Raw genomic sequence first — 25783 nt, forward strand, 5'->3', positions numbered from 1 at the left:
AGCGGGGGACTGTTCAATCCAAACTCGACGCCGCGCGGTGGTACGGTCCCGCTGCGACCTCCTCCCGGAGGTCGCCGAGCGATTCGCGGGTCCCGTCGTCGCGCATCTCCGTGACCACCGCCAGCACCTCTTGGCGAGAGATTTTCACCCCGGTCGACGCCAGCGCGTCCTCCGGTCGGGCGAGCAGTTCGCGGAGAGTGCCGACCGCGAGCAGGAACGGGATCGCCCAGGCAGCCAGGGTGTTTCCGTCCCGCAGCGGGACCGCCTCCAGGTAGGTCTGGGCGTCGTCGAGGAACGACCCGGCGAACTCCGCGGTCCGGCGGACCACCGACGCCGCGCCCGACTGGTGGTCGTCGTCGAGGACCGCTTCCTGGGGCACGTTCTCGTCGGCCAGCCACTCTGCGGGGAGATAGACGTTGTCTTCGGCGGTGTAGTCGTCGTAGACGTCTTTCGAGATGTTCACGAGTTGGAGGCAGAGCCCGAACTCCTCGGCGGTGTCGTAGAGCCGGCGGCGGCGGTCGGCGGTCACGTCGTGGCGCGTCACCAGGTTCGTGATCAGGTTACCGACCGTCCCAGCGGCGTAGTAGCAGTACTCTTCGAGTTCACTCCGGGTTTGGATCCGGAGTCCGCCGTTGTTGTCGTACCGCTCAACGAACTCGGCCATTCCCCGAACCAACTCCCGCGCCGGTGGGACGACCGCGCGCTGGACGTCCGCGGGGAGGCTTCGGAAGGTGTCGATCACCCGGGGACTGTCGCGGACGACCGCCCAGTCGTCGGTCAGCTCCCCGTCGGCGGGGAGGTACGGCTCGACGGCAGCCACAAACACGTCGGCGTCCGTGTCGTCGTCGGGGTCGAGGACGGCGTCGTAGGTTCGGAGCAGTTCGGCCTGTTCAGCCGGCGGAATGTGGGAGGCGTCCTCGACAGTGTCGGCGATCCGGCAGACGAGATACCCGAGACAGATGTACGACGACATCGGCTCTTCGAGCACGTCCACGGTGAGCGCGAAGGTGCGGGACACCCCCTGTACCGAGTCGTGGCACCACTGGAGGTCGGCCCGGTCGACGTGGGGAGGGTCATCCTGCTGAGACATTCGGAGTAATCAGTCCTACGACGGGCGGAATAAAAAGCTTCGTGGGGCGCTTCGGGCGGCGTCGCGGACACACGCCAGCTTCTTGTTGAGTGTGGTGTCATCCACAACACATCGGTCACGCGTCCGACCTCTCGGGGGAGTCATCGGCAACGCACACTGAGAGCCACGTATAGTACGACTCGACGCCGTCAACGCCCGCATCGGTCAGCCGGTAGACGTCGTGGATCCCGTTGCGCTCCTCGGCAACGAGTCCGTGATCAACGAGTGCGTTGAGGCTGCCGTGGAACGCCGTCGGATCGATCCGGGTGTCGTAGGCGGCTTCGAGTTCCGATTTCAGTCGCTGGCCGCGGAGCGTCCCCGCGTCGTAGAGCAGCGCACAGATGTCCCGGCGCCGCCCGCTCTGGAGCCACTGCGTCATACCGGAGCGTGGCTCCGAACCGTCACACCGTTTTCGCTTCCGGTCCGAGGAACCGACACCTTCGACTGTCCCGCATCCCAAAACAGCGTATGGCGAGCGAAGAGACGACGACGAACGGCATCACTGCCCGGTACAGCGAAACCGAGACCGAACGGGTGCTCTCCTTCGAGGCCGACGGTCGGACGGCCGCGATTGCGCAGAACAGCGAGGGCTACGCAATGCTGAAGGTCCGCCCCACGACCGACGGCGACGAGTTGGAGCGCTACTACGGGTTCGACATGGCGCTCGACCACGCGGGCGAGTTGCTCGGCGTGTCGCCGCACGATATTCCGGTTCCCGACGCCGCGGCCGACATGGGAATGTAGGTCCGGGCGGACACGCCGACGTAGCGCGGACGACCGAGGTTCAATCCCGGCGCCAGTAGAACCGCGGTCCCAAAAACAGGTACGAAAGCGAGAGGAACAAGAGGCCGAATGCGAACCCGCGGCCGATCGAGCCGACCAGCTGGCGCCCCATCCGACCGCCGAGCCCGATCGCGGCCACCTGAACGATCCCCATCACCACCGCGTCTTGGGCGTGGAGGTCGGGGTAGGTGATCGGCGCGAGCATGAGACCCGCAAGCAAGAATGTCAGCGGCGCCAGGACGATCGGAGCGGTGAACCCCGCGAGGACGGTTGCGCCGAGGATTGTCGCCGCGAGCGTGGTCTGGACACCCTCGGTCTCGGCGGCGTCGCTGTCGTAGGCGGTGTAGAGTCCGAGCCGGGTCACTGCGGTCGCGACGAACAGCGCCGCACCGGCGACAGCAACCGCGCCGCGGGGAGTTGCGAGCCCCCACGCCTCGGCGACCGCCATCGTGACCACCAGCGCGGGGGTGGCGCCGAAGGAGCTGACATCCGCGAGGGAGTCGAGATAGGGGCCGACTGTGGTCCCGCCGCGGCGACGGGCCACCACGCCGTCTAGGGCGTCTGCGACGGACGCGAGCAACAACAACCGCGCCGCGAGCCCGATGTCGACGGTTGCGGCGACGGCCGCTAGAAACCCGAGTGCGGCGTTGGAGACTGTCACCACGTCGGCGAGCCCCAATCGACCCACGAACCGCGGCTTCATACCACGGCCGTCTCGGAGGACAGGTATACCTTTTTATATCCGGACCGCGCCGCATATACCGCTCGCCCCCCGAGATCCGAGTATGACAGAACACCAATCGCGGGACCTCAGTACCGTCACCCGTCGGCGTGTGCTCGCCGCCCTCGGGAGTGTTGGGGCGGTCGGCGTCGCGGGGTGTGCGGGCGGTGGGGACAGCCCCGAAGGCGACTACGATGTCGGCATGACGGCCGTCGCGTACGACCCCACGGAGATCACGGTCTCCGTCGGCGACACCGTTGTGTGGGCCAACACCAGTTCCCGCGGGCACACCGTTACGGCGTACGACTCGGGGATCCCCGACGAGGCGGCGTTCTTCGCCAGCGGCGGCTACGACTCGACCGAAGCCGCCCGGGACGCGTTCGGTTCCGAACTCGGCGGGCTCATCGACAGCGGCGACACGTGGTCGCACACCTTCGAGGTCGCCGGCGAGTACGAGTACGTGTGTCTCCCTCACGAGGCATCGGGTATGGTCGGAACTGTCGTCGTCAAGGAGTAATGCGGAGCCGCCCGGGTCGGCACTCGCGTCGGAAAAAGTGAGTCGGCCGGCCAGTCAGGCGTCGTCGACCGCGATGTCGCCCTCGTCGACGTCGACGGCAGCCTCCTCCTCGGCGGCGACCTCCTCGGGCCGCGCTTCGAGGGTGAGTTTCTGGACTTCGACCCGCCGGAGCGGGTAGATGGTCTTCGCGTCGCCGTAGATGGCCGACGAAAGCCGCCCTTCGATAACGCTGTCGATGAGTTCGTCGAAGGTCCGCTCGGCTGCGGCTTCCCTGACGAGGTCGATCATCACGCGCCGGATCGCCTTCTCTTGGTTCCGGTCGGCCTTCTTTGTGGTGAACGCGACGGGCTGGAGCTGGACGCGGTAGTCGTCCGTGGTCAGCACCGTGATCGCGACGTCGACCTTCGAGGCCCCACGCCGCACGAGGCTGCGGACGTAGTCGCGTGCGAGTTCGTGTTTGACGAACTCGGTGTAAGCCGCGTCACTGGACACGTCGTTCACCTTGAAAGTGAGCTTCGTGTTGTTCTCGCCCTGATCGCCGGTGATGTCGCCGAGGGTGACCTCGACGGTTCGACCGTAGACCTTGTCGGGCTCGTCCGCAAAGGTCGAGCCGAGTTCGGTCCGGTCGAACTGCTCCGGCGCGATCAGGTCGTACCATCGCTTGCCGTCTCGCTGCTTGGATACTGATCGTTCGCTCATGAGTTGTGTGTTCGTGTCGTGTCGACGATGGCGTCGGCCACCGTCAGGTTGACCACGGTGTCGTCCACCGTGGATTGGAGCCCGCCGGTCGTCTTCCGGGAGACGGTCGTCACGAGCTGGTCGCCCTCAACGGCCACCTCCATCGAATCGGTGTTGTCCGGACGGAGCGCCGCCGCCACCGTCTCGGCGTCGGCGTGGGTGGTCCGGAGGCGGGCGGTTCGCGACTGCGAGTCGCTTGCCCTCTCGGGCGTCGGTTGCGCGTCTGTTCGGTCGTGGCTCGAGTCGGATCGGTCGTGGCTCGAGTCGGATCGGTCGGTCATTGTGCGGGCCCCTCCGTCGTGTCGGTCGCCACGGCCGTGCAGGCGGTCACGTCGACTGCCTCCTGATCGCGGCGACCATCTCCGGGACGGGCGTGCCGGTGGCGATGCCCGCGAGCGCCCGAGTGGGCCCACCGGTCCACCCCACCGCCGCGGCGGGGAACTCGGCGGCGAGCGTCGCGGCGGCGTCGGCCGCGCCGGACTCACGAGCCGAGGTGGCGGCGATACCGTCGCCGACCGCAACAACGAGCGGTTCGGGCGACCGGAAATCCCGGGCGAGCCGTGCGAGCGTCGCCAGCCGACCCGGCGTTCCGGCTGCCGCCTCGTCAACCCGGGCGACGAACACGCCGTCGTGGCGGGTCGTCGACGCCGAGTCGAGCGCGCTGTGAACCGTGCGGCCGTGCTCGCGCCACGCGTCGAGGGCGGCGTCGCGGCCGCCGTGACCGAGCGCGAGCGCGACTCCCGTCCCGGGTCGCTCCCGAGCCGTGGCGGTCAACACGTCCGCGAACCCACCCAGGGTCGCGACCGGCGCGTCGGGCGTCGTGTACGGCCGGACCGCGCGTTCGACGGCGTCGGCCGCCCGCGGCACCGCATCGTTGTCGCCGGCGACTGCGAGCGCGACGCGCGAGGCGAGCGACCGTCGAGTTTCGGTGTCCGCCGCGGAGTCCGAATCCGCCCCGTTGTCGGAGCGCGACAGCGACGACACCGCGGCTGCCGCGGCATCGTGGTCGCCCGAAAACGGCGCGTGCAGGAGCGTCGAGTGGGTGAGGCCGTCGACAGCGTCGTCGACGGGGATCGATACCCCGGGACGCTGGACGGCCGAGCCGGCGTCCTCGGCGGCCGCGACGAGTTCGCCCGCGACCGATGCCGGGTGGGCTCCGTCGGCAACGACGCCGGCGAGCGCGAGCACCGGGTCGGGCGCAGCGGCGTCGGTCCCGCCCACCTCCGCGGCGATCCGGGACGCCCGGAGGCTTGCGGGGGCGGTCTCCGGTGCGACTGTCGCGTCCGCGTTTACGTACGCCGAACCGACACCGACAAACAGGCCGTCGTCGCCGCTGGACGGTCTGCCGGCGCCCAGCGCGTCGACGCGAACCTGGAAGGGGACGTCGACGCGCCGAAGCGCCCGAGCGAGTAGCCCTGCGGCCGCCAGCCCGTCGCCGTCCGCGCTGGCGAGCAGTCGGACGAACGACGCGCTCGACAGCGCCGCCGCGACGCTGTCGACGGGGTCGTCTGCGGCCGCGGTGGTGTCGGTTCGTGAGGCCATCGGGTGGTCAGTTTTCGAGGATGTCGACGGCGGCGTCGTAGGTGTAGACGAACTCCTCGTCGAGTTCGTCACCGCGGTAGTAGTCGACGAGCCGGCGGATCTTCGCCTCGGTGTTCTGCAGGGCGCGTTTGTTCTGCATGTCTTGGCCGTTCTCTTGGACGTGGCGACGGAGCCGGATCGCACGCTCCATCAGGTTCCGGAGGTCCTCGGGGAGCTCCGGTGCCGAGTCGTTGTCCTCGAGAATCTCGGTGACCTTCTTTCCGGTCGCGGCCTTGACATCGGGGACGGGAACGCCTTTGACGCCTTCGTCGCGGAGCTTCAGCCCGATCCCGCTCGGATCGTGGCCCTGCTCTGCGAGTTCGACGACGCGTGCTTCGATGTCGTCTGGGTCGACGTCACTCCACTCCGGGGGGTCGTCTGCCACCGGCCTGTCCGAACCGGACGAGCCGCGGCGGCGGGTGTGCATTCGTGCCATTGTGTTGGTTGGAACGGCACAGGCCGCAGAAGATACGATGTGATGCAGTCGAGGGTGTCGACCGCATCGCACTTCCGCAATCCCAAGCCGCGAGAACGCGGCGAGTCGGACTTGCGGCCGTGCTGTTCCCGTGTAGAAACACCACAGACGGCGACAAAAGGGTTGCGACCCGCGGCCGCGGGTGACCGAGTCGAAGCGCTTAAGAACGGAACAACAGTACGATCCGATGTCGTTCGGGCTCGTAGATCAGCGGTAGATCATCCCCCTGGCACGGGGAAGGCCGCGGGTTCAAATCCCGCCGAGTCCACTTCTTCGCTCACTTCGTTCGCTCAGTCGTGGACTCGGCGATGTCACGCTCGCTCCCTCCGGTCGCTCGCGTGACTCCCGCCGAGTCCGTAACTGTCGTGTGGCGACAGACCGTTTGTAGAACGGCGGGCTATTTCGAGCTCTCCGGCCCGATGCAGGCGGCCATCGAGATCTTGATGACGGCCGCAGCGTACGAGGAGAAGATAGAGGAGACTGATACTGTCGGCTATAGTCGCGTGACGTATTTCGAGACCCCGGGGTGTCGAAAATCTTCACGTAGTTATAGCCGACAGTATGAGAAGGCAATCAACGCGACCGAGGAGAAGAAGGAGCGCGGTGATGATCTGGGGCGTCCGCGGTTCGGGATGGCCCACGATGAAGAGAGGCGTCGACAGGTTCCTGGGAAGCGTTGGGAGGATGTGATGGAGATCTTCGAGATGCGTGAGGGTGGGCACACGTACAAAGAGATCACCGAGGAAGTTGGGGTTCGTCGGTGACAGCGTATCTGATTGTTGATCGGCGAGAGCGGTACAAAAAAGCAGCCACAACTTCATAGTCTGGTTGTTTTTAGCCGAGCCGGATTCGCAAATTCCAGTCATCTGAGCGTGTGTAGCTGTAGGATCGAACCGCCGGACAGGGACTTCTATCGGGATTTTTGACCCTCCAACGTCACCGGACCACAACCGGCAGCAATCTTAATGTGTACACACACTCATACACAAAGCAACGGATGGCATCGAAGAACATCAGCATCAAAGAGGACGTATACGAGCGGCTCAAGGCGCACAAACGCGGCGACGAGAGCTTCAGCGAGATGCTCGACCGTATCCTCCACGAACTCGACTCCGACTGGCGAACGAACGTCGGCTTTCTCGCCGGCGAGGAGGCGGCGGACCTCAAAGCGGAAGTCACGCGGGGGCTCGCGGACACCGACGATTCCTTGGAGGAACTCGGTGACGGGATCGACGAGCGCCTCTCGGAGGACATGTGAAGCTCGTCGACGCCTCGTTTCTCGTCGACTACGCCACGGGTGACGACGGTGCGGTCGCCTACCTTGCCGCGCACGACCAAGAGGAGATCGGCGCTTCGACCATCGTACTCTCCGAACTGTATCGCGGGTTGATGATCACTCAGGAGATGACACGGGAGGAAACGAGGGCGAAGTACGAATGGGTGGTACCCATTCCGTTCACGGACGGGACTGCCGCGGAAGCGGCCGAGATCTACGTCGAACTTCGTGCCGACGGGAAGATGATCAACAAGAGCGATATCTATATCGCCGCGACAGCACGGTCTCTCGACGTTCCGCTCGTCGTCGCCGACGATCATTTTACTCATATCGACGGGCTGGGCGTGGAAACGTACCGGGAAAGAGGCGAGTGATATTTCGGTTCGTTACGCAGGAGATCACCCATCTGGGTCTGCATCGGCAACTACTCACAACCGCAACGCTTGTACCCCCGCCTCGACAGACCTACTCACGATGGCGTCGATCCCCGCCACAGACGACCTGCCGGCGTACCTCGCTCCCCTCCCCACCAGGGTCGAAACCCTGACGCTCCGCCTGGTCTGGGTGGTCGTCGCGGTCAACCTCGCGGGCACTGTCTTCGGGTTCTGGTACTACCGGTTCCAGCTGGGGAACACCGCGCTCGTGATGTGGCCGGTCGTCCCCGACAGCCCGATGGTGACGCTGTGTATGATCGCGAGCCTGGTGTCGTGGAAGGCGGGCCGAAATCGGAACTGGCTCCACGCCTTGGCGTTCGTTGGGAACCTCAAGTACGGCCTCTGGGTCGTCGTCGTCCAGCTCACCATCAACGACGTACTCACCAGCGGCGATCCCTACTACTGGTTCCTACTGGTCGGCCACCTCGGAATGGCGCTTCAGGCGCTCGTGATCCACCGCTACGCGAGGTTCACGGTTCCGGCCGTCGGCGCCGCCGCCGTCTGGTTCGGGTGCAACGACATCGTCGACTACTTCATCCCCATCGTCGGCGACTACCACCACACGTACTTCGGCCCGCACCTCGTCAGCGTCGGCAACCACAACGTCGTTGCACACGACATCGCCGCGGCCGCGGCGGTCTCGCTGACGCTCCTCGCGACGTTTCTCGCGCTCTCGATCCGCGTTCGAGGGGTCAAAAGTGGGAGCCGAACGCGATCCGCCGGGTCCGGGTAGCGTTCAAGTGGTTCGACGGCCTACTGTCCGGGAGACAGTGTCAGGATCACGCCCGCGGACCACCGGAGGGAGGCACCGATGAGCGACGGAACCCCGGTCGTCGTCGCCAAGCGCGTCGACAGCGGCGAGGACGCCGATCTGAGTGAGATCTCGGATCTGGCCCGCGCGGCAGGGTACGACGTCGTCGCGACCCGGTCACAGTCTCGGACGGAGGACGCCGCCTACCACTTCGGGGAGGGCAAAGCCGCGGAGCTCGCCCGGGCGGTCGCCGAGACGGGCGCCGCGGCGGTCGTCGTGGACAACCGGTTGGGGCCGTATCAGACGTACAACATCGGCGGGAAGCTCCCGACCGGCGTCGAGGTGATCGACCGATTCACCCTCATCCTGGAGATCTTCGGCCAGCGCGCCAACGCCCGGAAGGCACAACTCCAAGTCGAGCTCGCGGAGCTTCGGTACGAACTCCCGCGCGCGGAGGCGAAAGCGTCGTTGGCGAAGCGCGACGAGCGGCCGGGGTTCATGGGGCTCGGGGAGTACGACGAATCTCGGGAACGCGACATCAAAGCCCAGATCTCCCGGATCCAACAGGAGTTAGACGACATCGCCGACAAGGAGGAAAGCAGGAGAGAGCGACGCCGGGAGTCAGGGTTCGACCTGGTTGCGCTTGCGGGCTACACCAACGCCGGGAAGTCAACCCTGATGCGCCGGCTTGCGGACGACTTAGACGTCGGCGAGAACGAGGGCCTCCACCCGGACCTCGACCCGACCGCCGAATCGGAGGACCGGCTGTTCACAACCCTCGGGACCACCACGCGCCGGGCCGACACCGGAACCCGGGACGTGCTCTTGACCGACACAGTCGGGTTCGTGTCGGACCTCCCGCACTGGCTGGTGGAGTCGTTCGAGTCCACGCTAGATTCGGTCTACCGTGCGGACCTCGTGTTACTCGTCGTTGACGCCTCCGAGTCCGTCGAAGCGATGCGCGACAAGTTGGTGACTTGCCACGATACCCTCTATGAACGGAACGAGGCGCCCATCGTCACGGTGCTCAACAAGATCGACCGAGTTGACGGTCCCGAACTCGAGCGGAAGCGGGCGGCGCTGGACGCGCTGGCGCCCAACCCCGTGGCGGTCTCGGGACTCACCGGTGAGAGCGTCGGCGAGTTGACCGACCGGATCGAGGCCGAACTCCCGGCGTGGCGGGAGGAACGACTCCTGTTGCCGCTGGCCGACGGCGCCATGAGCCTGGTGTCGTGGCTCTACGACCACGGCAACGTCGAGCGCGAGGAGTACACCGGCGAGGAGGTGGTAGTGGAGTTCTCGGCCAGGCCCGCGATCGTCGAACAGGCACGATCGAAGGCCGCCGAGGTCCGCGCACCCGCCGGCGAAACAGAGTCTGCCGACTAACCGGTGATCGGGGTCGCCGCCCCGCCGGTTCCCACCACAGGTCCCCGGTCCGGCGGTTCCGATCCGCTACGTCCCGTCGACCCGTCGCTTCTCCTTGGACACCACCCGTACGTCGGTGATGCGGGTGTCGGGATACTGGCCGTCGTCGGTCTTCTCGGCGGCCTTGACCATGTCCCAGATCACGTTCAGCCCCGTTGTGACGCCCTCCAGCGCCTCCATCTCGCAGCCGGTCTTGCCGGTTGTCTCGACGGTAACGGCGAGCGCGACGCGGTCCGAACGGACCTCGAAGTCGGTGTCGACGTTCGTGATCGGGATCTGGTGGCACATCGGGATCGTCTCCCAGGTGTGTTTGACCGCCTGGACCGCGCCGACCCGCGCGGTCGCGAGCACGTCGCCCTTGTCGATGCCGTCGTCGCGGATCGCCGCCGCCGTTGGCGGGGTCAGGTGGACAGTGCCGCGGGCGACCGCGCGGCGGTTGGTGTCGGGTTTTTGTCCGACGTCAACCATTTGGACGTCGCCCGACTCGTCAACGTGGGTGAGATCAGCGTCGGTGTCGGCGGCCGGGTCGGTGTCGGCGGCCGGGTCGCCGTCGCCGGCGGCGCCCTCAGCGGCGTTCTCGGGCGACGCCTCCTCGCGGGTCATTCTCCCACCGCCCGGTCTCGGAGTGCCGCTGGCAGCCGATTCAGCAGGTCCGTCGCGAGGAGGCCGCGGTCGCGCTCCTCGGCCGCAGCATCGCCTGCGCGTCCGGTTGCGTACGCCGCGACCGACGCCGCCTGTGGCGGCGGGAGCACACACGAGAGCGCGCCCGCCGCGCCCGCGAGCACGTCGCCAGTACCGCCGACCGTCATCGCCGCGTTGCCCGTGCGGTTCACGCGAGTCTCGTCGCCGTCGGAGACGATATCGTAGGGGCCTTTCACGAGGAGGAGGTGGCCGAGGTCGGCTGCGAATTCGGCCACCAACTCCGCCCGGGTCCGCCAGTCGGCGGCGGTGTCGCCGCCCATCCCGCGGAGTTCGCCCTGGTGCGGAGTACACACCAGCGTCGCGTCGGTGTCGGTGTGGGGGACGGCCGCCAGCGCGTCGGCGTCGACAACCGCGACGCCGTCGTACTCCGAGAGGAACGCCCGGACCGCGGTCTCCGTTCGGGTGTGGTCGCCCAGGCCGGGGCCGAGCACAACGGCGTCGTGACCGTCGGCCGCCGCGAGGAGGTCGTCGACCCGTTCGGGCGTGAGCCGGTCGCCGTCGTACGGTCGGACGATCAGGTTCTCGGTGTACCCCTGGACCGCCTCGGTTACCGAGGAGGGGCACGCAACGCGGACCAGGTCCGCACCCGCCCGGAGCGCCGCCTGCCCGGAGAGTGCGGGCGCGCCGGTGTAGGGGCCGCCCCCGATCACGAGCACCTCGCCGGCGTCACCCTTGTGGCTATCGGGGTCGCGGTCGAGAAAGCGCAGGTCGCCGGGGCCGACGAACCGCTCGGCGGCGGCCGGGATCCCGATGTCCGCCACCGTCACCTCGGCGTCGAGCCCGTCGAGGCCGGGCTTCCGGTCGTGGAACGTCACGATTCGATCCGCGTCCACGGCGACGCCTCCCGCTTCGCCGGTGTCGGCGTCGACGCCCGAGGGAACGTCCACTGAGACGACTGTCGCCGTCGCGTCGGCCATCGCGCGCGCGGCGGTCGCTTCGGGTTCGCGGAGGTCGCCGGTCACCCCGGTTCCGAGCATCGCGTCGACGACCACGTCCGGGTCCCCGAGGTCGAAGTCGGCGGAGTCGGTGACCGTCCGCGTGTCGTACGCCGCAGTCCGGAGGGCGTCCCAGTTCTCGCGGGCGATCCGCGTTCGGATCGTCGCGGGTCGGCCGAGCAGGTGGACGGTCACCTCGTAGTCGTCGAGAAAGCGGGCGGCGACAAGGCCGTCACCGCCGTTGTTCCCCCGACCGGCGACGACAGCGACAGCCGCCCCGGGGGCCGCCCCCCGGCGCACCGCCCGAGCGACGGCGTTACCGCTCGACTCCATCAACTGCTTCCGCGGGACTCCGAGTGCCGCAGCGTTGCGGTCAACCGCGGCCATCCGGTCGCGTGAGATCATTACGTACCGGTGGGGGCGACTCGGATTAAAAACCGGTGGAACAACCGGTGACAAAGTCTGATACGTGTCGTATCCACTCGGACGGGCTACGGATCGGTCCTCGTCCATTGTCGGCCCTTCCCCCCGGAACAGCTGGTGTCGCGTGGTGTGACCGATCCGATCACACGTGACTGAACGTGTGTCGGAAATGCGAAACGTTTAGCCCCCTAACACCGGTATGAATCGGTATGTCGAGTCTGCAGCCGTCGGACACCGATCACAGCGCCGTTGAGGAGGACGGCAGCCTCCGCGTCCTGCCGCTTGATGACGATGAGGCCGGGCGGCTCATTAACTGTCTCACTTCTGATATTGCACGGTCAACGCTCGCCGCGTTACAGCGAGAGTCGGCGACCGCCTCCGAACTTGCCGACGCGGCCGGCACCTCGCTGCAGAACGTCAGACACCATCTTGACAGCCTCCGGGACGCGGGGTTGGTCCGAGTTGTGGGAACAAAATACTCCGTGAAGGGTCGCGAGATGACGGTCTACGGCACGACTGAGGGGTCGCTTGTGGTCTGCGTCGGCGAGGACTCCGAACGGCTTCGGGCGTTCGAGTAACCGATCCGACTCAACGGGACCCTCGCGAGCCTCGCGAGCGAGGGGTCGTCACGGAAGTGAGTGCAACAGACGGACGTGACGGGACCCTCGCGAGCCTCGCGAGCGAGGGGTCGTCACGGAAGTGAGTGCAACAGACGGACGTGACGGGACCCTCGCGAGCCTCGCGAGCGAGGGGTCGTCACGGAAGTGAGTGCAACGAACGGACGTGACGGGATTCGAACCCGCGCTCTAGGGGTTAGGAACCCCTCGCCCTGATCCACTAGGCCACACGTCCGACCGGAGCGGAGGACGACCGTCGGAAAACACGCAGCGGAGAACGTGCCGGGGAGGAGAGGGGGTCAGTTCGTCTCGGTCGAGGTCTCAGTCGTCGCGGACCCGGACGGTGCGGTCTCCGAGTCGGCGTCGGCGACGACGTCGCCGTCCTGGTCGCTCTCGCCTTCCAGGTCGCTGAGTTCGTCTTCGATCTCCTCTCGGCCGCGCCTGAACTCGCCCATCGCCTGCCCCGTTGATCGGGCCAGTTTCGGGATCTTGTTGGCGCCGAACAGGAGCACCAGAATGAGCAGGACGACGAGCACTTCCGGGCCGCCCGGCAGGCCCGGGAACAGTGGGGTGATGGTTCCGAACATCGCTACACGGTCTTTGCCCAGTCGCGATTATAGGCTTTTTGCTCGTGATACGACGATCCCGCCGGGCCAACACCCCGCGAAAGCAACATTGAATCCGGAGGCGGTCGGAGGAGGTGTATGGTCTCAGTCGGCGACACCGCCCCGGATTTCACCGTCCCGCTCGCGCACGGGTCCATCGACTCGTTCACGCTTTCGGAGCGCCTCAACGAAGCGCCGCTGGTGCTCGCGTTCTTTCCCGCGGCGTTCACACCGACCTGCACCACCGAGATGTGCACGTTCCGCGACCGGCTCTCGGAGTTTGAGGCGATCGACGCGACCGTGTACGGCGTCAGCATCGACACGCCGTTCACGCTCAACGAGTTCAGAGAGCGGAACGGGTTGAACTTCGGACTCTTGGGCGACTCCAACCGGGAGGTCGTCGACGCCTACGGTGTGTCGATGGACTTTGCGGCCTACGGCGTCGATCGTGTCGCCAAACGTGCGGTCGTGATCGTCAACGCCGACGGGACGGTGACCTACACGTGGGTGAGCGACGACCCCGGCGCCGAACCCGACTACGACACTGTCGCCCGCGCGGCCGACGAGGCCCGGGTGTAGCAGGTCGTCGCACCGCCGAGCGCAGCCGACCCTGAGGTACTTGTCCGTCCCCGGCCACCATCCGGTATGACCCGCTCGCCCGGTAACGGCGGTCGCGAGTACGACGCCGACGCGGCGCACAACTTCCCCGACGGCCGACTGAACGAGGTGTTACCCGTGCTCCGGTCCGATCCCGAGATCACGACGTACCTGGAAGCGCAAAACGTCAACGCCGTGGCCCGCAAGAAGTACAACGACCACGGCGCCAAGCACATCGAGATCGTCCGCAACCGCGCACTGTGTCTCTATGACCTCCTGAAGGGGGGTGACGTGGCGTTCAACGGCGCGTCACAGCAGGGGCTCGGCGAGGCCGACGAGGCGGTCATCGTCGCTCTGGCGGCGACGCTCCACGACATCGGCCACGTCGTCCACCGCGACGACCACGCGTACTACTCGATCCCGCTGGCGGCCGACCTCCTCGATCGGCTGCTTCCGGAGTTCGGCTTCTACGACGCGGGCGAGGCGGTCCGCGTGAAAGGCGAGGTGCTCCACGCCATCCTGTGTCACCACACCCCCGAGGACCCGCTCACGACCGAGGCGGGTGTGATCCGCGTCGCCGACGCCTTGGACATGGAGCGCGGCCGCTCGCGGATCCCATACGAGGAGGGCGGCCGCGGGATCAACACGCTGTCGAGCCAGGCAATCGAGGACGTCTCGCTCCGTTCTGGAAACGGGAAGCCGGTGCTTGTCGAGATCAAGATGGTCAACGCCGCGGGCGTCTACCAGGTTGACAACCTGCTGAAAGCGAAACTCGACGGGTCGGGCTTGGAAGACCACATCAGAATCGTCGCGGTCAACACGAAAGGCGACAATCCGCTCGTCGAACGGCTCGAGTTGTAGCTCGTCTCGCGACGCCGCCTACTCCCCGGCGGGTTCGACCTCTCCCGGTCCGGAGACGGTGAGTTCGCCACCCAGCGTCCGGTTGGGGTAGGGGATGTTGATATCCTCGTCGTCGAACCGGCGTTTCACCGTTTGGACGTACTCCCCGCGGGTGCGTACGAAGTCCGACCGGCTGGGGTCGTCGATCCAGATTCGCGATGTGAGCGTCACCGACGAGTCGCCGAGTTCCGTCAGCCGGACGCTCGGCGCGGGGTCCTCCAGGATGTCCTCGTGGGTGCGTGCTTCTTCCAGGATGATGTCGGTCGCCGTCTCGATGTCGTCGTCGTAACCGATCCCGAACGGCACCTGGAGCCGGAGTGTCCCCTTCGCGACGGGGTTTTTGATCACGCCGTCGGTGAGTTGGGAGTTCGGGACGGTCAGAAGTTCGTTGTCGAACGTCTTGACCCGGGTGACCCGGAAGCTGATGTCCTCGACAATCCCGGAGTTGCCGTCCCACTTGATCCAGTCACCGATCTTGAACGGCTTGTCGGTGTAGATGAAGATGCCCGCAACGAAGTTCTGCAGCACGTCCTGCATCGCGAACCCGATCGCCAGCGTCGCCGCGGCGGCAATCGTCGCGAGGGACCGCAGGAAATCCGGGTATCCCGCGGCCCCGAAGGCGGCGGTGATCGCCGCGAAACCGACGAGCACGGCGATCAGGCGTCGGATCGGTCGCCGGGCGTGCGGTTCCAGGTCCCGGGAGACCATCATCCGGTTGACGAGCGGGATGAGGACGTTCCGGCCGGCCAGATACGCGCCCACGAACACCGCGAGGAACGCGAATAGCTGCCCGAGCAGCCCCGCAGCCGTGTCGGGGAGTCCGATCCCCGCGAGGAAGCGGCTGATCGACCCGCTCAGCCCGACGCCGACCTGCAGCGCTCCCCCGAAACTCATCGGTGCAAGACTCCCGTGTTCCCCCTGGTTTCGACGACCTCGGCGTCGGCACGGGTAGCGAGGTCCGCGGCGAGGTCCGCAACGGTCGTGCCACCCTGCGATGCGCGGAGGAACTTCACCTTGAGCAGGTCACGGTCGGAGAGCTGATCGGCCGCCTCCTCGACGACCGGGTCAACTCCATCCTTGCCAACCCACAGCGTCACATCGAGGTCGTGGGCCCGCTTCCGCAGTTCTTGTCGGTTCATACCTGCGTGATACGACAGCGTCCGGTTTGAAAGTTGAGATTTTCGGTCGTCGGTGTCGGGGTGCCGGCTCGCGGCCCCGACGCTACCCCTCGTATGGATACCGTGCGGTCGCGCCGCAGGCCAGACACCGGATCGCGACGTGGCCCGATCGGAGCCGAACCCGGGCGGTCGCGCCCGGCCGAAGGTACGCGTCGCAGTCGTCGCAGCTGAAGCGGCGGAACCGCCGCTGGAGGCTGATCCGGTGGCGCTCGCCGATCCGACGGGCCAACCGGACGTACTCTCTGGCGCGGTCGATGTCGCCCTCGGCGGTCGCCTCCCGAGCGAGGTCCTGAAGCCGGTCGATTCGCTCGGCCGGGATGCCCATACCCAGGGGGATGCGGGCAGCGTCAAAGGCGTTCCGAACCCGTGTCGTGTCCGCGAGGTGCGAAACGACAGGCTCTAAGCCGGCCCCAAAGAATCCCACACGACGTGGCGCTCCGCGTGCTCAACCACCTCGAACTGGAGTCCCGGCTGTCGCGCAGCGGCATCGGTACCGCGACCGATCATCAGCGGGCCGCCTTGGATCGCACCGACGTTGAGGTGACCACGTCGCCGTGGCGCGGCGGCGACCCGGCGGCCGGACTCCGGTCGCTCGCGGCGGGTAAGAGACTGTTCCGCGAGTACGACCTCGCCCACTGCAACCTGGTCGGCCCGGGGTCGCTCGCGGTCGCGCGACACGCCGTTCGGAACCATATTCCACTCGTTCTCCACGCCCACGTGACCCGCGAAGACTTCGCGGAGTCGTTCCGCGGGTCGACCACGGTCGCGCCCGCCCTGGGCCGGTATCTGAAGCGGTTCTACTCGCAGGCCGACCTGGTGCTCTGCCCCTCGGAGTACACCAAGCGAGTCCTCGAATCCTACCCGGTGACGCCACCGATCCGCCCGGTCACCAACGGCGTCGACGTCGACGCGCTGGCGGGGTTCGAGGACCGCCGGGAGGCGTACCGCGACCGCTATGATCTCTCGGGGACGGTGGTGTTCCTCGTGGGCAACGTCTTCGAGCGCAAGGGGCTGTCGACGTTCTGCCGGGTCGCGGAGGCGACCCCCTACGACTTCGTGTGGTTCGGACCGTACGACACCGGGCCGCACGCGTCGAAAGCCGTCCGGCGGTGGACGGAGAACCCGCCGGAGAACGTCACCTTCACCGGGTGGGTCGACGACATCCGCGGCGCGTACGGCGCGGGCGACATCTACCTCTTCCCGACGAAGAACGAGAACCAGGGGATCGCCGTCCTCGAGGCGATGGCGTGCGGGAAAGCGGTCGTTCTCCGCGATATCCCGGTGTTCGAGGAGTTCTACACCCACGGCCACGACTGTCTCAAGTGCGAGACCGACGCGGAGTTCCGCGAGGCGGTCGAACGGCTGGCGGGCGACGACGACCTCCGGGCGCGGTTGGGCGAGAACGCGGAAGCGACGGCGGCGGAACACAGCCTCGACCGCGTCGGGGAGACGCTCGCCGAGACCTACCGGGAGGTCCGCGACGCGAAGCGGGCGGGGCGGCCGGTCGAGGTCGAGGATAAGAGGTGACGGTGGCTGTCTGCCCGAAAACCACCATCGGGTGGGAATGGAAGGGGCCGCGTTCTCGACGACGGTGACGAGCGCACAGCTCTCGTCAGCCAACCAGAACGCGAGCGTTCTGGTGAAGGTGGCCGACGTAAGGACCGCAGGAGTGAGCCGGGCGAGACCGGAGGTCTCGCTGGAAACCGGCGGCTCACCGCTGGTGACGGAGCGAACGACGAGGACCGCAACGAGGCCCCCGAGTCGAGAGCGCGGGGGCTTCCGGGGTGTCCACGATACCATTCCCAGCAGTTCCGTCCTGGACAAGGCCATACCCTCGCTGTTCCGCAACTGATTAACCACACCTCCGAGAACCACGCCCGATGGCTCCCGCCTCGGTTGCGGCGTTCACCGACACCTACCTCCCGACGGTCAACGGCGTCTCCTACACCGTCCGGACGTGGCGCGACCGGTGGCGCGAGCGCGACGGACGGATGGATGTCGTCTACCCGGGCAGCGACGACTACGCCCCCGCGCCCGGCGAACACCCCGTCGGGAGCCTCCCGTTCCCGATGTACGAGGGGTTCCGGCTGGGGTTGCCGAAGGTCCCCGGTGCGGTCAGCGGCGTCGACCTCGTCCACACCCACACACCCTTTGCGGTCGGGTTGGGCGGCGTCCGGTTCGCCCGCCGCGCCGACCTCCCGCTCATCACGTCGTATCACACCCCGACCGCGGAGTACGCGGAGTACCTCACCTCGCAACCGTGGGTGGAACGCCGGGTCGAACGGCTCGCCGAGCGGTACGAGCGGTGGTTCCTCTCGCGGGCGGACGCGATTGTCTGCCCCAGTGAGGACGCGAAAGCTCGGATCGACCGCAACGTGACGGTCGACACGCCCGCGGTCGTGGTCCCGAACGGCGTCGACACCGAGTTTTTCGCGCCCGACGACGGCGACGCGTTCCGGGAGCGATACGACCTTCCCGACGGGACGCTGCTCGGCTACACCGGGCGCCACGGCTACGAAAAGCACCTCTCGGAGTTCTTGCGGGCGGCCGAGGGAATCGACGCCACGGTCGTCGTCGGCGGCGACGGCCCCGCACGGGAGGAGTTGGAGGCGCTCGCCGCCGACCTCGACATCGACGCCCGCTTCCTGGGGTTTCTACCCCGCGGGGACCTGCCCGAGTTCTACTCCGCGCTCGACGCGTTCGTCTTCCCCAGCCCGGTGGAGACCCAGGGGCTCGTCGCCCTGGAGGCGAACGCCTGCGGGACGCCCGTGGTGGCGGTTGACGCGGGCGCGCTCTCGAACACGGTCGAGGACGGTGCCAACGGCTACCACTACGCCCGCGGCGACACCGACGGGTGCCGAGACACGATCCGGCGCGTACTCGACGAGCGGGCGTCGCTGTCGGCGTCGTGTCTCGATCGTCGCGAGGAAACGGGCGTCGGCAACGCGATCGCGGAGCTCTCGGCGCTTTACGACCGGATCCTCGCGGAGAACGCGGAGGGGTGAACCGCCGCAGAAGCTACTCGTCGATATCTTCGACTGCCTGGGCGATACGCTGCAGTTGGCGGGTCGCGTCGCGGACCTCGTCGCGGAGCTGTCGGACCTCCCGGACGAGTTCCTCGTTGTCGTCGCTTTCTTCCGCGCCGCCACCACCCATCCCCGGCGGGCCGCCACCGCCGCCCATTCCGGGGGGACCGCCGCCGCCACCGCCCATCATCCCGCTCATCATCTGCGCGAATGGGTTGCCGCCGCCACCACCGGGGCCGCCGCCGCCCATCATCTCTTCGGGGCCGGGGCGGTCGCCCTCTTCGCCCTCCTCGGCGCGGCGTTCCCGGATCTCCTCAACGCGCTCCCGGAAGGATTTTTCCTCGTCGGTGGACTCCTCGCCCGTAGAGTCATCGCCGGCGTGCCCGCCGTCGTCACCGGCGGTACCGGCGTCAGTTGGTTCCTCGGCTGCGTCGTCTGGGTCGTCCGACATACCTCCGCGTATACTGTCGTCCCGCAAATGGCTGTTGGTCGGTGGTCGGGGACCCGTCGGGTGCACTCGGGGTTGACATCCTCCCCGCGCTAAAGGGCGAGGATTCCCCGAAGGGGATATTCGGGTTGCGCGTTTCCTCGGTTCTCAAGTACGCTTTCGCGTGGAACGTCAGCGGTAGCCGTCCAGTTGTGACCAAGGACGTGCGTTGCAGCGCGTACAGCCCTGTCAATGGGGCCTTCCTCCCCGCATACAGCGGGCGTCAACAGCGTGGAACGACGTTGCACGAGCAATCGGGCGTAGCCCGATGATGACGACTGGCTATTCACCCAGCGAGGTCGCACGGTTCGCGTCAGCCGAACTGCTACGCCGTGCACGGTTCTCCCTCCCGTTGTGCGATGTTCTCTGAAGCGTTCAGGTCAGCGTGGCGTCCACGACCGCACTCCGAACACAAAAAGTGGTCTTCATCACGAGTTCCCATCGAACCACACGCCGAACACTCCTGACTGGTACGGGAGGGGTCGACCTCCTCGACACGGATACCAGCGCGTTCGGCTTTGTACGTCATGAACTGTTGGAGTTGGTGGAAATGCCACGAGTGGACACCCGACCACGAACTGTTCTCGCGGATACCTTCGAGGTCTTCTATCCGAATAACGGGGTTCTCGAACTGTTCCGCGAACCTGATGAGACGACGGGAGAGTTTGTGGTTCAAGTCCTTGATTCGACGCTGTTCTTTGTCACCCACACGGTTTCGTGCGCGAAGCGCACCCGCCTCTGAAAGCGACTCGCGTAGGGAACGATATTTGCGCCGAACGTACTTCGCCTCATCACCCGACACCAGCATCGACTCACCCTCGCCGTAGGCCGTCACAGCGAGGATGTGCCGTTCACCAATGTCGACACCGATGGCCGTTTCGCCCGACGTATCGGCGTCGTACTCGATGTTGAACGTACAGAACCAATCGTCGCCACGACGGTAGATCTGTAGGCGGGTTTTGTTGGCATCGCCTTTGACCAGTCGGTCTACAGGGTCAACAATGTCGTCGTACACTTCGATGGGAGTGTACCACCATTGAGAGATACACGGGGAGCCAACGACGACTGTGCCGTTCTCAGTTGTGTCGATTTCCCAGTTCTGATTGTTGACGGCGAACGGCTGACTCTCTCGGTAGCGAACTTCCCCATCCTTACTGTGGTCGGCTTTCGCCTCTCGGATGGCTTGGTTCTGGATGGCCGAGTAGAGGTCGTTGTCAATGCTGGCAGTGGTCACGGATTTGTCGAAGTCGCCGTTCTCCCATCCGTCGATACAGAACTGCTTGGTGTCACGGTAGAGGCGAGCGGCGTGTTGCCACTCCTTGCGCCGTGAGAGGGATGGATTATGGAACTTCGTGGTGATAGTCACCGTGACCATTACAACTGTAATCAGATATGCTGTAATAAGAACCTGTTGGAATATCAGGCTGTGCTATCGACGGTGGTTCGTGAAAGGTAGTGTCGGATTCATCCCCGCGCTAAAGCACTGTCTCTTACCAATAAGTCCACCAAGTTCCAAACAGACGTTTCAGACGCTGTCGACCCCAATCTACACTCAGAAGATCGAGGTAAGGAGTGAGTCGGGCGGTGATCTCGGCAGTCGGGGGTTACTGAACACGGGTAACCAAGATCGCCAAAATCGGTCCATAACGGTATAACGCCCGCAGATATCGATATTTTGCCCGAAGTAATCGACCTCGGCAACAACTCGATTTGTGGGTAAAAGACAGCGCTAAAGCATGGGGCTTTCTCCTCGATTCTCCGTAATCGCAGACGGTCCGGCTGGGTGGATCGCCGGCCGTCCGGCGGAACATGTCGGCGGACCCGACGTGGACTACGCGATCGCGGAGTCGTCGCTCTCCTCTCCGTCGGGGTGAGTCATCTGCTCGATGACGTCGTGGAGCGTCACGTCGTTGATCAGGACAATGTCGCCGACGGCCCGGACCCACCGGTACGGCAGGATGACGCCCTTTTGCCCGGCGACGACATCCGAAAAGAGTTCGTCGTTGAGTTGTGTGAGCGCCAACCCGGTGACCGCGCGGCTCCCGGTGAGGTCAAGCCGAACGTCGGCGACTTCGCCGACAAAGACGCCTTCGTTCGAGTACACCTCACGGCCGACAAGCGTCGTGATCTTCTGGGGAGTGTCGTCCATACTCCGGTGATCGTGAGCGTCCGTCTTAATTGTTCGTAGCCGAACGGCCGTAGCGCCCCGGAGCGACCGGGTGCGGCAGACGTGCGTCGGACGCTCGAGTTCCCGTGACGGCCGCGCCCGCGCCGACTCACCCGGCGTCGAACTCCGGGCCAGTCACCCGGACAGTCACCGTCTCCTCGACCGCCCGGAGGTCGTAGTCGGGCACCGTGCCGTCGGGGCGTCGGGTCACATACATGGGCTCGACGAGCCGATCCCCGTCGACACCGTAGACCGCAAGCCGGTCGCCGGTGGCTTCGGGGTCGACGTCGCCGTCGCGGATCGCGGTCGCGAGGTCGCGGGTCAGCCACTCTGTCTCCGAGACGCTGGGGTCGCGAATCAGGGCGCGGTCGACGAACCGGACCAGATACCAGTTGAGGTCGTTACACAACGATACGGCCGCGCCCAGGCTCACCGTGTCGACCGCGAGCGAGTTCTCGAAGGGGGCGTGGCGCTTGTAGGTGGCAAGAGCCTCCCGGGCGGTCTCCCGGGAGAGGAGTTCGTACTGCACGTCAGTGTCCCCGGCGCCGAGCAGACAGACCCGCGTCACACTCAAACTGTAGTCGGAGCACGCAAATCGGTTGCGGTGGCCTCCTCGGGCGGACCGCGCGGGGCTGCGCTACCGGTTCTCGACGTCGTCAAGCCAGGCGTTCGCGCACATCTCGTCGCAAAACGAGAGGAGGCGACGCTCGTGCGTCAGTTTCGCGGCGCCGTCTGTCGCCCGCTCGCGGTCGAGTTCGACCTGATAATGCGGGAGTCGGCGATCGACGCCGTCACCGCACGTCGGGCATGCCTCGGTGGCGGCGTCCCACTCCGAACGGGACACCACCTGCCGCACGGTCCACTCGGATCCGGGGGGTGCCGGGGAGGGGCTACACGTCTTTGACATTGACGAAACGTTGGGCCTGCAGGTATGTAAATCCATTTTGACCCGGTCGATCACACATATCCTGAACGATCGTCACTATTTTTACGGGGTTCGGTGACGAGACACACACCGCGGAGCGGCGACGAGTCACACGGGAACGATCTCCGCGTTCCGGCCGGCCGCCCGGGCCGCGTCGAGCAGCCCCTCGGGTTCGGCGTCGACAACTCCGTCGGGCGTCGCGTTCGTCTCCGGGTGCGCCGGTGCGATCCGCTCGCAGCCGACAGGGACCGTCGACCCGGCGTAGGTGCCGAGTTCGCGGGCTTCGGAGACGATGTCGGCCTTGTCGGCGGCGAACAGCGGGCGGTGGACCGGCCGCGACGACGCGGTGTCGGTAACCGCGAGGTTGGCGCCGGTCTGGCTGGATTTCTGGCCGACGGACTCGCCGGTGGCGAGGCTGTGGGCGTCCGCGCGGTCGGCAACGCCGTCTGCCGCCGCGACCAGCACCCGGCGGAGCGACACCATTCGAGTGTCGTGGGTGGCCGCGACGACCCGCTCGATCAGCGGGCCGCCCTCAACGACGCGCGGGCGGAGGTCGGCACGAGGCGCCCGTGGGGCGAGGGTCCCAACCGCCTCGATCGCCCGAGCGCGGTGGTCTGCGCCGCCGTAGTCGCCGAGGTCGACGTACACCGGAACGGGAGTACACCCGCGGCGGAGCAGCCGCCACGTCGCGACCGGGGAGTCGATACCGCCGCTGATGAGGACCGCAACGCGGCCTTGGGTGCCGACCGGGAGCCCGCCCGGCCCCTCGATCCGCCGGACCGAGACGAACGCCTCACGCTCTCGGGCTTCGATCCGGTAGGTCAGGTCGGGGTCGTCGAGGTCGACGTCGGCGCCCGTCGCTGCGCCGACAACGCGACCGACCTCGCGTTTCAGATCGGCGTTCGCGAACTCGTGGACGCCGTCGGGGCCGACACGATCGCTGTCGACGGCGTAGGTCTCCGCCGGAGTGTGTGCCCCGGCTGCTGCCAGGGTGTCGGCCGCGTCGCTGATCGCCGCCAGGTGCGGGTCGGTGGCGACCGCGGGGCGCGCGAACCCCACCCCCGGGATGGTCGCCGCGGTCCGGGCCGCAGCTGTCGGGCGATCGGTCCGGACCACGATCCGCGACCACGGGCGCTCGACGTCGGCGGTGATCCCCTCGGCGGCGAGCGCGGCGTCGACATCGGCGGCGACGCGCTCGGCCATCCGCGCGCGGACCACGCTGCTTTTGACACCGAAATCGCCGTGGCCGAGGAGGACCGCGTTCGTCGGATCCAGTGGGTCTGCGCTGTTCGGAGACACGTGTCACTCCTCGTTCGACGGCGACACAAATCACGCTATCGGCGTGGTCCCGGACCGGGACTCGCGTCCGGGTCGGCTCAGAAGGTCGACAGCTCGCCGTCGATGACCTGCCTCGTGATGTCGGTCACGTCCGCTAGCCGGTCGTCAACCCGCGCGTGGATCTCCGGTTCGATCTCCGCGAGGTCGACTCCCGGTTCCGTGACGACCTCCGCGTCAGCGACGTGGGGTTGGTCGATCGGGCGCCCGATCTGCGAGAGCAACCGGACCTGGAGGTCGCGGATGCCGTCGACGTCGGCCGCGACCGTCTCGGCGATGTCGGTCGAAAGCAGATTGTATATCTTCCCGATGTGGTTTACTGGATTTTTCCCGGAGGTCGCCTCCATGCTCATCGGGCGGTTCGGGGTGATGAGCCCGTTTGCGCGGTTACCGCGGCCCACCGAGCCGTCGTCGCCCATCTCCGCGCTGGTGCCCGTGACTGTGAGGTAAATCGAGCCCTCATCGTAGTTGTCGGCGGTGTTGACGTCGACGCGGACCTCGCGGTCGGTCAGCCGCGCGGCGACGGTCTCGGTGAACTCCCGGACCCGCTCGACCGCGTCGTCGTAGGCGTCCAGATCCGGGATGTAGGCGTCGATCACGGCGGCGGCGACCGTGATGTCGATCCGGTTGCTCTCGCGTTTCCCCATCACCTTCACGTCCGGACCGAGTTCGGGGTTGTCGTCGGCGTACGCGCCGTTGAGTTCACGCTCGACGGTCAGGACGATCTCCTCGGTTTCCGTGAGCGGCGCGTGGCCGACGCCGTAGGAGGTGTCGTTGGCCATCGGGACCTCCGCGCCGTCCTCCCCGAACACGTCTTGGAGGTCGCCGGAGCCCTCGCCCAGCCGAGTGTCGACCACGATGTCGGTTCCGACGTCGAGTTCGGGGACATACTCGTTGAGGTATTCGCGGGCGGCCGAAAGCGCCGTGGCGTCCACCGGGAGTTTCTGCCCGTCGTACTCCGTGGTGGCGCGGCCGACGATCAGGACGTAGATGGGTTCGACCATCTCGCCGCCACCGTACCGCGGTGCCGACTCCCCGGCGACTAGCTGCGTCTCGTCGGTGTTGTAGTGGAGAACGCGCCCGACGCGCTCGATGTAGAGCTGTGAGAGCGCCTGTGAGACGCTCTCGGCGAGCCCGTCGCAGATCGAGTCGGGGTGGCCAATCCCCTTCCGCTCGACGATTTCGACTCCTTGGTCCTCGACTGCAGCCCGTTCCGCCGCCTTGACGTTGATGTTCCGTTCGGTCATTTGCCGAGCGTTCACCCCGGCCGATCCTATAACTTGCGGAACTGTTTGGAACGAATATTATTACCTCTAGACATCATTTGGGCGGCGTGCAAAGCGTCGCGCACCGAACAGCGCGGCGTGCAAAGCGTCGCTCGTCGAACGGGACGGGGTTCAGTTCTCCGCGTCGAGCAACAGCCCGAGGTAGGAGGTCCGGATCTGGTCGTCGGGGTCGAGTCCGAGATCAGAGAGCACGTCCGCGGCCCCCTCCCGGACTTCGGCGACCGCGTCGCTCGCGGCCGTCTCGGCTTCGACCTCCACGAACTCTCCCAGCCCGTCGACGCGGTCGAGCGAGACGGTATACCCGTCGAGTTCGAAGAACGTGCGGTCCTTTTCCACCACCGCCGCCGGCTCGAACCCCAGCCCCGCGAGAATGTCTGCGGCCTCGTCGCCGTCGACGACCTCCGTTTCGTGTTCCTCGCGGGTCTTCGATTCCGCCTCGACCAGCGGCCCCTTGTACGTCACTCTGGTCGTCGGCTCCGCGTCCGCCACGTCCGAGTGGTCACCCGGTGCCTGCGCGCCCGACGCTCCGACCCGTTCCCGGGTCTCCGCACGGAGCCGCAACGCCTCGTCGGTCTCGGCGAAGTCCCGATGCGGGGCGTCGTAGTAGGTGTCGACCTGTCGGACCCGCCGGTCGAGCGACGCGCCGGCGTCGTTGAGCGCTTCTCGCACGGAGTCGTGGTCGGCGCGGAGTTTGAGTTCGACCTCGTACACACCGGCCGGTCGGACGGCACCCGCAAAAACAGTCCGTTTCCGGGGTCCCGTCGGGCTCC

Annotated in this window: 34 protein-coding genes and 2 tRNA genes; 14 read left to right on the forward strand and 22 right to left on the reverse strand. The window is 66.7% G+C overall.

Translation table 11 applies throughout. The annotated features are described in order from the left end of the window. Positions 1-13: 13 nt before the first annotated feature. Together IEX72_RS09370 and IEX72_RS09375 are read right to left on the reverse strand one after the other, a co-directional pair. A complete protein-coding gene (locus tag IEX72_RS09370) occupies positions 14-1090 on the reverse strand; it encodes a phytoene/squalene synthase family protein (protein ID WP_188787122.1) in 1077 nt (358 codons plus the stop codon). A gap of 115 nt (positions 1091-1205) precedes the next feature. Continuing rightward, positions 1206-1508 carry a helix-turn-helix domain-containing protein gene (locus IEX72_RS09375; protein WP_188787123.1) on the reverse strand — a complete coding sequence of 101 codons (303 nt, stop codon included), beginning with the start codon at positions 1506-1508 and terminating at the stop codon, positions 1206-1208. A gap of 89 nt (positions 1509-1597) precedes the next feature. On the opposite strand from IEX72_RS09375, the gene IEX72_RS09380 reads away from it, so the two are divergent. After that, positions 1598-1873, forward strand: coding sequence for a DUF7111 family protein (locus IEX72_RS09380; RefSeq protein WP_188787124.1), 276 nt, complete (start codon positions 1598-1600; stop codon positions 1871-1873). Between the two features lie 40 nt (positions 1874-1913). Here IEX72_RS09380 and IEX72_RS09385 read toward each other — a convergent pair whose 3' ends face one another. Next, positions 1914-2615: a protein sorting system archaetidylserine synthase gene (locus IEX72_RS09385; RefSeq protein ID WP_188787125.1), complete on the reverse strand. Its 702-nt coding sequence runs from the start codon at positions 2613-2615 to the stop codon at positions 1914-1916. Between the two features lie 82 nt (positions 2616-2697). Between IEX72_RS09385 and IEX72_RS09390 the strand changes: the two genes are divergently transcribed. After that, positions 2698-3150, forward strand: a complete 453-nt coding sequence (locus tag IEX72_RS09390; RefSeq protein ID WP_188787126.1) for a plastocyanin/azurin family copper-binding protein — start codon at positions 2698-2700, stop codon at positions 3148-3150. A gap of 54 nt (positions 3151-3204) precedes the next feature. On the opposite strand, the gene IEX72_RS09395 is transcribed toward IEX72_RS09390, so the two are convergent. From IEX72_RS09395 to IEX72_RS09410, 4 genes are read right to left on the reverse strand one after another with little or no spacing between them, the layout of a single operon-like run. Further along, complete coding sequence (locus IEX72_RS09395; protein WP_188787127.1) at positions 3205-3849, reverse strand: 30S ribosomal protein S3ae; 645 nt, start codon at positions 3847-3849, stop codon at positions 3205-3207. Continuing rightward, positions 3846-4169, reverse strand: a complete 324-nt coding sequence (locus IEX72_RS15235; RefSeq protein ID WP_229663808.1) for a KEOPS complex subunit Pcc1 — start codon at positions 4167-4169, stop codon at positions 3846-3848. The genes IEX72_RS09395 and IEX72_RS15235 overlap by 4 nt, the downstream gene beginning before the upstream one ends. A gap of 46 nt (positions 4170-4215) precedes the next feature. Further along, entirely contained in the window at positions 4216-5430 is a 1215-nt protein-coding gene (locus IEX72_RS09405) for a hypothetical protein (RefSeq protein ID WP_188787128.1), read from the reverse strand. A 7-nt stretch (positions 5431-5437) separates the two neighbouring features. After that, a complete protein-coding gene (locus tag IEX72_RS09410; protein WP_188787129.1) occupies positions 5438-5905 on the reverse strand; it encodes a 30S ribosomal protein S15 in 468 nt (155 codons plus the stop codon). 235 nt (positions 5906-6140) lie between these two features. Here IEX72_RS09410 and IEX72_RS09415 point away from each other — a divergent pair. The 6 genes from IEX72_RS09415 to hflX all read left to right on the forward strand — a co-directional run bounded on the left by IEX72_RS09415 (position 6141) and on the right by hflX (position 9791). Then, positions 6141-6212, forward strand: a tRNA-Ala gene (locus IEX72_RS09415). Positions 6213-6252: 40 nt separating this feature from the next. Then, complete coding sequence (locus IEX72_RS09420) at positions 6253-6708, forward strand: hypothetical protein (protein WP_229663809.1); 456 nt, start codon at positions 6253-6255, stop codon at positions 6706-6708. 233 nt (positions 6709-6941) lie between these two features. Continuing rightward, positions 6942-7202, forward strand: coding sequence for an antitoxin VapB family protein (locus IEX72_RS09425; protein ID WP_188787131.1), 261 nt, complete (start codon positions 6942-6944; stop codon positions 7200-7202). Next, complete coding sequence (locus IEX72_RS09430; protein WP_188787132.1) at positions 7199-7594, forward strand: PIN domain-containing protein; 396 nt, start codon at positions 7199-7201, stop codon at positions 7592-7594. Before IEX72_RS09425 ends, IEX72_RS09430 begins: the two co-directional genes overlap by 4 nt. Before the next feature lie 100 nt (positions 7595-7694). Continuing rightward, the gene (locus IEX72_RS09435; RefSeq protein ID WP_188787133.1) at positions 7695-8387 is read left to right on the forward strand and encodes a DUF1405 domain-containing protein; all 693 of its coding nucleotides are present in this window, start codon (positions 7695-7697) and stop codon (positions 8385-8387) included. 78 nt (positions 8388-8465) lie between these two features. Further along, positions 8466-9791 (forward strand): GTPase HflX, encoded by a 1326-nt coding sequence (hflX, locus tag IEX72_RS09440; RefSeq protein WP_188787134.1) that lies wholly within the window; start codon positions 8466-8468, stop codon positions 9789-9791. 66 nt (positions 9792-9857) lie between these two features. Here the strand turns inward: hflX and moaC are convergent, their stop codons facing one another. Next, the gene (gene moaC / locus IEX72_RS09445; protein WP_188787135.1) at positions 9858-10433 is read right to left on the reverse strand and encodes a cyclic pyranopterin monophosphate synthase MoaC; all 576 of its coding nucleotides are present in this window, start codon (positions 10431-10433) and stop codon (positions 9858-9860) included. Next, the gene (locus tag IEX72_RS09450; protein ID WP_188787136.1) at positions 10430-11872 is read right to left on the reverse strand and encodes an NAD(P)H-hydrate dehydratase; all 1443 of its coding nucleotides are present in this window, start codon (positions 11870-11872) and stop codon (positions 10430-10432) included. Before IEX72_RS09450 ends, moaC begins: the two co-directional genes overlap by 4 nt. Before the next feature lie 227 nt (positions 11873-12099). Here IEX72_RS09450 and IEX72_RS09455 point away from each other — a divergent pair, with 227 nt between their 5' ends. Then, on the forward strand, positions 12100-12468 hold the full coding sequence (locus tag IEX72_RS09455; RefSeq protein WP_188787137.1) for an ArsR/SmtB family transcription factor: 369 nt from the start codon (positions 12100-12102) through the stop codon (positions 12466-12468). Between the two features lie 200 nt (positions 12469-12668). Here the strand turns inward: IEX72_RS09455 and IEX72_RS09460 are convergent. Together IEX72_RS09460 and IEX72_RS09465 are read right to left on the reverse strand one after the other, a co-directional pair. After that, a tRNA-Arg gene (locus IEX72_RS09460) sits at positions 12669-12742 on the reverse strand. 64 nt (positions 12743-12806) lie between these two features. Continuing rightward, the gene (locus tag IEX72_RS09465) at positions 12807-13094 is read right to left on the reverse strand and encodes a Sec-independent protein translocase subunit TatA/TatB (protein ID WP_188787138.1); all 288 of its coding nucleotides are present in this window, start codon (positions 13092-13094) and stop codon (positions 12807-12809) included. A gap of 117 nt (positions 13095-13211) precedes the next feature. Between IEX72_RS09465 and IEX72_RS09470 the strand changes: the two genes are divergently transcribed. Beyond that, positions 13212-13691, forward strand: coding sequence for a redoxin domain-containing protein (locus IEX72_RS09470; protein WP_188787139.1), 480 nt, complete (start codon positions 13212-13214; stop codon positions 13689-13691). Between the two features lie 66 nt (positions 13692-13757). Next, positions 13758-14570 (forward strand): HD domain-containing protein, encoded by an 813-nt coding sequence (locus tag IEX72_RS09475; protein ID WP_188787140.1) that lies wholly within the window; start codon positions 13758-13760, stop codon positions 14568-14570. A gap of 18 nt (positions 14571-14588) precedes the next feature. Here IEX72_RS09475 and IEX72_RS09480 read toward each other — a convergent pair whose 3' ends face one another. From IEX72_RS09480 to IEX72_RS09490, 3 genes are all read right to left on the reverse strand, one after another. Beyond that, positions 14589-15503, reverse strand: a complete 915-nt coding sequence (locus IEX72_RS09480; RefSeq protein WP_188787141.1) for a mechanosensitive ion channel family protein — start codon at positions 15501-15503, stop codon at positions 14589-14591. Beyond that, on the reverse strand, positions 15500-15748 hold the full coding sequence (locus IEX72_RS09485) for a YhbY family RNA-binding protein (protein WP_188787142.1): 249 nt from the start codon (positions 15746-15748) through the stop codon (positions 15500-15502). Before IEX72_RS09485 ends, IEX72_RS09480 begins: the two co-directional genes overlap by 4 nt. Positions 15749-15830: 82 nt before the next feature. Continuing rightward, on the reverse strand, positions 15831-16112 hold the full coding sequence (locus tag IEX72_RS09490; RefSeq protein ID WP_188787143.1) for a ribonuclease P protein component 4: 282 nt from the start codon (positions 16110-16112) through the stop codon (positions 15831-15833). A 104-nt stretch (positions 16113-16216) separates the two neighbouring features. Here IEX72_RS09490 and IEX72_RS09495 point away from each other — a divergent pair, with 104 nt between their 5' ends. The 3 genes from IEX72_RS09495 to IEX72_RS09505 are packed head-to-tail and all read left to right on the forward strand — an operon-like array spanning position 16217 to position 18792. Further along, positions 16217-17314, forward strand: coding sequence for a glycosyltransferase family 4 protein (locus tag IEX72_RS09495; RefSeq protein ID WP_188787144.1), 1098 nt, complete (start codon positions 16217-16219; stop codon positions 17312-17314). 37 nt (positions 17315-17351) lie between these two features. Beyond that, positions 17352-17639, forward strand: a complete 288-nt coding sequence (locus IEX72_RS09500; protein ID WP_188787145.1) for a hypothetical protein — start codon at positions 17352-17354, stop codon at positions 17637-17639. A gap of 28 nt (positions 17640-17667) precedes the next feature. Next, complete coding sequence (locus IEX72_RS09505) at positions 17668-18792, forward strand: glycosyltransferase (RefSeq protein WP_188787146.1); 1125 nt, start codon at positions 17668-17670, stop codon at positions 18790-18792. A 13-nt stretch (positions 18793-18805) separates the two neighbouring features. On the opposite strand, the gene IEX72_RS09510 is transcribed toward IEX72_RS09505, so the two are convergent. From IEX72_RS09510 to cyaB, 8 genes are all read right to left on the reverse strand, one after another. After that, entirely contained in the window at positions 18806-19264 is a 459-nt protein-coding gene (locus IEX72_RS09510; RefSeq protein ID WP_188787147.1) for a hypothetical protein, read from the reverse strand. 361 nt (positions 19265-19625) lie between these two features. Further along, complete coding sequence (locus tag IEX72_RS09515) at positions 19626-20675, reverse strand: RNA-guided endonuclease TnpB family protein (RefSeq protein WP_188787148.1); 1050 nt, start codon at positions 20673-20675, stop codon at positions 19626-19628. 456 nt (positions 20676-21131) lie between these two features. Beyond that, positions 21132-21449, reverse strand: a complete 318-nt coding sequence (locus IEX72_RS09520; RefSeq protein ID WP_188787149.1) for a PRC-barrel domain-containing protein — start codon at positions 21447-21449, stop codon at positions 21132-21134. A gap of 127 nt (positions 21450-21576) precedes the next feature. After that, a complete protein-coding gene (locus IEX72_RS09525; protein ID WP_188787150.1) occupies positions 21577-22035 on the reverse strand; it encodes a DUF5804 family protein in 459 nt (152 codons plus the stop codon). Positions 22036-22104: 69 nt separating this feature from the next. Further along, positions 22105-22374, reverse strand: a complete 270-nt coding sequence (locus tag IEX72_RS09530; RefSeq protein ID WP_188787151.1) for a hypothetical protein — start codon at positions 22372-22374, stop codon at positions 22105-22107. A 126-nt stretch (positions 22375-22500) separates the two neighbouring features. Then, entirely contained in the window at positions 22501-23691 is a 1191-nt protein-coding gene (locus IEX72_RS09535) for a tRNA sulfurtransferase (RefSeq protein WP_394354603.1), read from the reverse strand. A 77-nt stretch (positions 23692-23768) separates the two neighbouring features. Next, complete coding sequence (locus IEX72_RS09540) at positions 23769-24974, reverse strand: methionine adenosyltransferase (protein WP_188787152.1); 1206 nt, start codon at positions 24972-24974, stop codon at positions 23769-23771. Positions 24975-25124: 150 nt separating this feature from the next. Continuing rightward, positions 25125-25724 (reverse strand): class IV adenylate cyclase, encoded by a 600-nt coding sequence (gene cyaB, locus IEX72_RS09545; RefSeq protein ID WP_188787153.1) that lies wholly within the window; start codon positions 25722-25724, stop codon positions 25125-25127. Positions 25725-25783 lie beyond the last annotated feature (59 nt).

Origin of the sequence: Halobellus salinus (assembly GCF_014646875.1) — an archaeon.
GTDB classification, from domain to species: Archaea; Halobacteriota; Halobacteria; order Halobacteriales; family Haloferacaceae; genus Haloquadratum; species Haloquadratum salinum.

What these genes read in the sequence shown, in the direction of transcription:
- IEX72_RS09370 (WP_188787122.1), bottom strand. Translation starts at nt 1,090, where the DNA reads ATGTCTCAGCAGGATGACCCTCCCCACGTCGACCGGGCCGACCTCCAG.
- IEX72_RS09375 (WP_188787123.1), bottom strand. Translation starts at nt 1,508, where the DNA reads ATGACGCAGTGGCTCCAGAGCGGGCGGCGCCGGGACATCTGTGCGCTG.
- IEX72_RS09380 (WP_188787124.1), top strand. Translation starts at nt 1,598, where the DNA reads ATGGCGAGCGAAGAGACGACGACGAACGGCATCACTGCCCGGTACAGC.
- IEX72_RS09385 (WP_188787125.1), bottom strand. Translation starts at nt 2,615, where the DNA reads ATGAAGCCGCGGTTCGTGGGTCGATTGGGGCTCGCCGACGTGGTGACA.
- IEX72_RS09390 (WP_188787126.1), top strand. Translation starts at nt 2,698, where the DNA reads ATGACAGAACACCAATCGCGGGACCTCAGTACCGTCACCCGTCGGCGT.
- IEX72_RS09395 (WP_188787127.1), bottom strand. Translation starts at nt 3,849, where the DNA reads ATGAGCGAACGATCAGTATCCAAGCAGCGAGACGGCAAGCGATGGTAC.
- IEX72_RS15235 (WP_229663808.1), bottom strand. Translation starts at nt 4,169, where the DNA reads ATGACCGACCGATCCGACTCGAGCCACGACCGATCCGACTCGAGCCAC.
- IEX72_RS09405 (WP_188787128.1), bottom strand. Translation starts at nt 5,430, where the DNA reads ATGGCCTCACGAACCGACACCACCGCGGCCGCAGACGACCCCGTCGAC.
- IEX72_RS09410 (WP_188787129.1), bottom strand. Translation starts at nt 5,905, where the DNA reads ATGGCACGAATGCACACCCGCCGCCGCGGCTCGTCCGGTTCGGACAGG.
- IEX72_RS09420 (WP_229663809.1), top strand. Translation starts at nt 6,253, where the DNA reads ATGTCACGCTCGCTCCCTCCGGTCGCTCGCGTGACTCCCGCCGAGTCC.
- IEX72_RS09425 (WP_188787131.1), top strand. Translation starts at nt 6,942, where the DNA reads ATGGCATCGAAGAACATCAGCATCAAAGAGGACGTATACGAGCGGCTC.
- IEX72_RS09435 (WP_188787133.1), top strand. Translation starts at nt 7,695, where the DNA reads ATGGCGTCGATCCCCGCCACAGACGACCTGCCGGCGTACCTCGCTCCC.
- hflX (WP_188787134.1), top strand. Translation starts at nt 8,466, where the DNA reads ATGAGCGACGGAACCCCGGTCGTCGTCGCCAAGCGCGTCGACAGCGGC.
- moaC (WP_188787135.1), bottom strand. Translation starts at nt 10,433, where the DNA reads ATGACCCGCGAGGAGGCGTCGCCCGAGAACGCCGCTGAGGGCGCCGCC.
- IEX72_RS09450 (WP_188787136.1), bottom strand. Translation starts at nt 11,872, where the DNA reads ATGATCTCACGCGACCGGATGGCCGCGGTTGACCGCAACGCTGCGGCA.
- IEX72_RS09455 (WP_188787137.1), top strand. Translation starts at nt 12,100, where the DNA reads ATGTCGAGTCTGCAGCCGTCGGACACCGATCACAGCGCCGTTGAGGAG.
- IEX72_RS09465 (WP_188787138.1), bottom strand. Translation starts at nt 13,094, where the DNA reads ATGTTCGGAACCATCACCCCACTGTTCCCGGGCCTGCCGGGCGGCCCG.
- IEX72_RS09470 (WP_188787139.1), top strand. Translation starts at nt 13,212, where the DNA reads ATGGTCTCAGTCGGCGACACCGCCCCGGATTTCACCGTCCCGCTCGCG.
- IEX72_RS09475 (WP_188787140.1), top strand. Translation starts at nt 13,758, where the DNA reads ATGACCCGCTCGCCCGGTAACGGCGGTCGCGAGTACGACGCCGACGCG.
- IEX72_RS09480 (WP_188787141.1), bottom strand. Translation starts at nt 15,503, where the DNA reads ATGAGTTTCGGGGGAGCGCTGCAGGTCGGCGTCGGGCTGAGCGGGTCG.
- IEX72_RS09485 (WP_188787142.1), bottom strand. Translation starts at nt 15,748, where the DNA reads ATGAACCGACAAGAACTGCGGAAGCGGGCCCACGACCTCGATGTGACG.
- IEX72_RS09490 (WP_188787143.1), bottom strand. Translation starts at nt 16,112, where the DNA reads ATGGGCATCCCGGCCGAGCGAATCGACCGGCTTCAGGACCTCGCTCGG.
- IEX72_RS09500 (WP_188787145.1), top strand. Translation starts at nt 17,352, where the DNA reads ATGGAAGGGGCCGCGTTCTCGACGACGGTGACGAGCGCACAGCTCTCG.
- IEX72_RS09505 (WP_188787146.1), top strand. Translation starts at nt 17,668, where the DNA reads ATGGCTCCCGCCTCGGTTGCGGCGTTCACCGACACCTACCTCCCGACG.
- IEX72_RS09510 (WP_188787147.1), bottom strand. Translation starts at nt 19,264, where the DNA reads ATGTCGGACGACCCAGACGACGCAGCCGAGGAACCAACTGACGCCGGT.
- IEX72_RS09515 (WP_188787148.1), bottom strand. Translation starts at nt 20,675, where the DNA reads ATGGTCACGGTGACTATCACCACGAAGTTCCATAATCCATCCCTCTCA.
- IEX72_RS09520 (WP_188787149.1), bottom strand. Translation starts at nt 21,449, where the DNA reads ATGGACGACACTCCCCAGAAGATCACGACGCTTGTCGGCCGTGAGGTG.
- IEX72_RS09530 (WP_188787151.1), bottom strand. Translation starts at nt 22,374, where the DNA reads ATGTCAAAGACGTGTAGCCCCTCCCCGGCACCCCCCGGATCCGAGTGG.
- IEX72_RS09540 (WP_188787152.1), bottom strand. Translation starts at nt 24,974, where the DNA reads ATGACCGAACGGAACATCAACGTCAAGGCGGCGGAACGGGCTGCAGTC.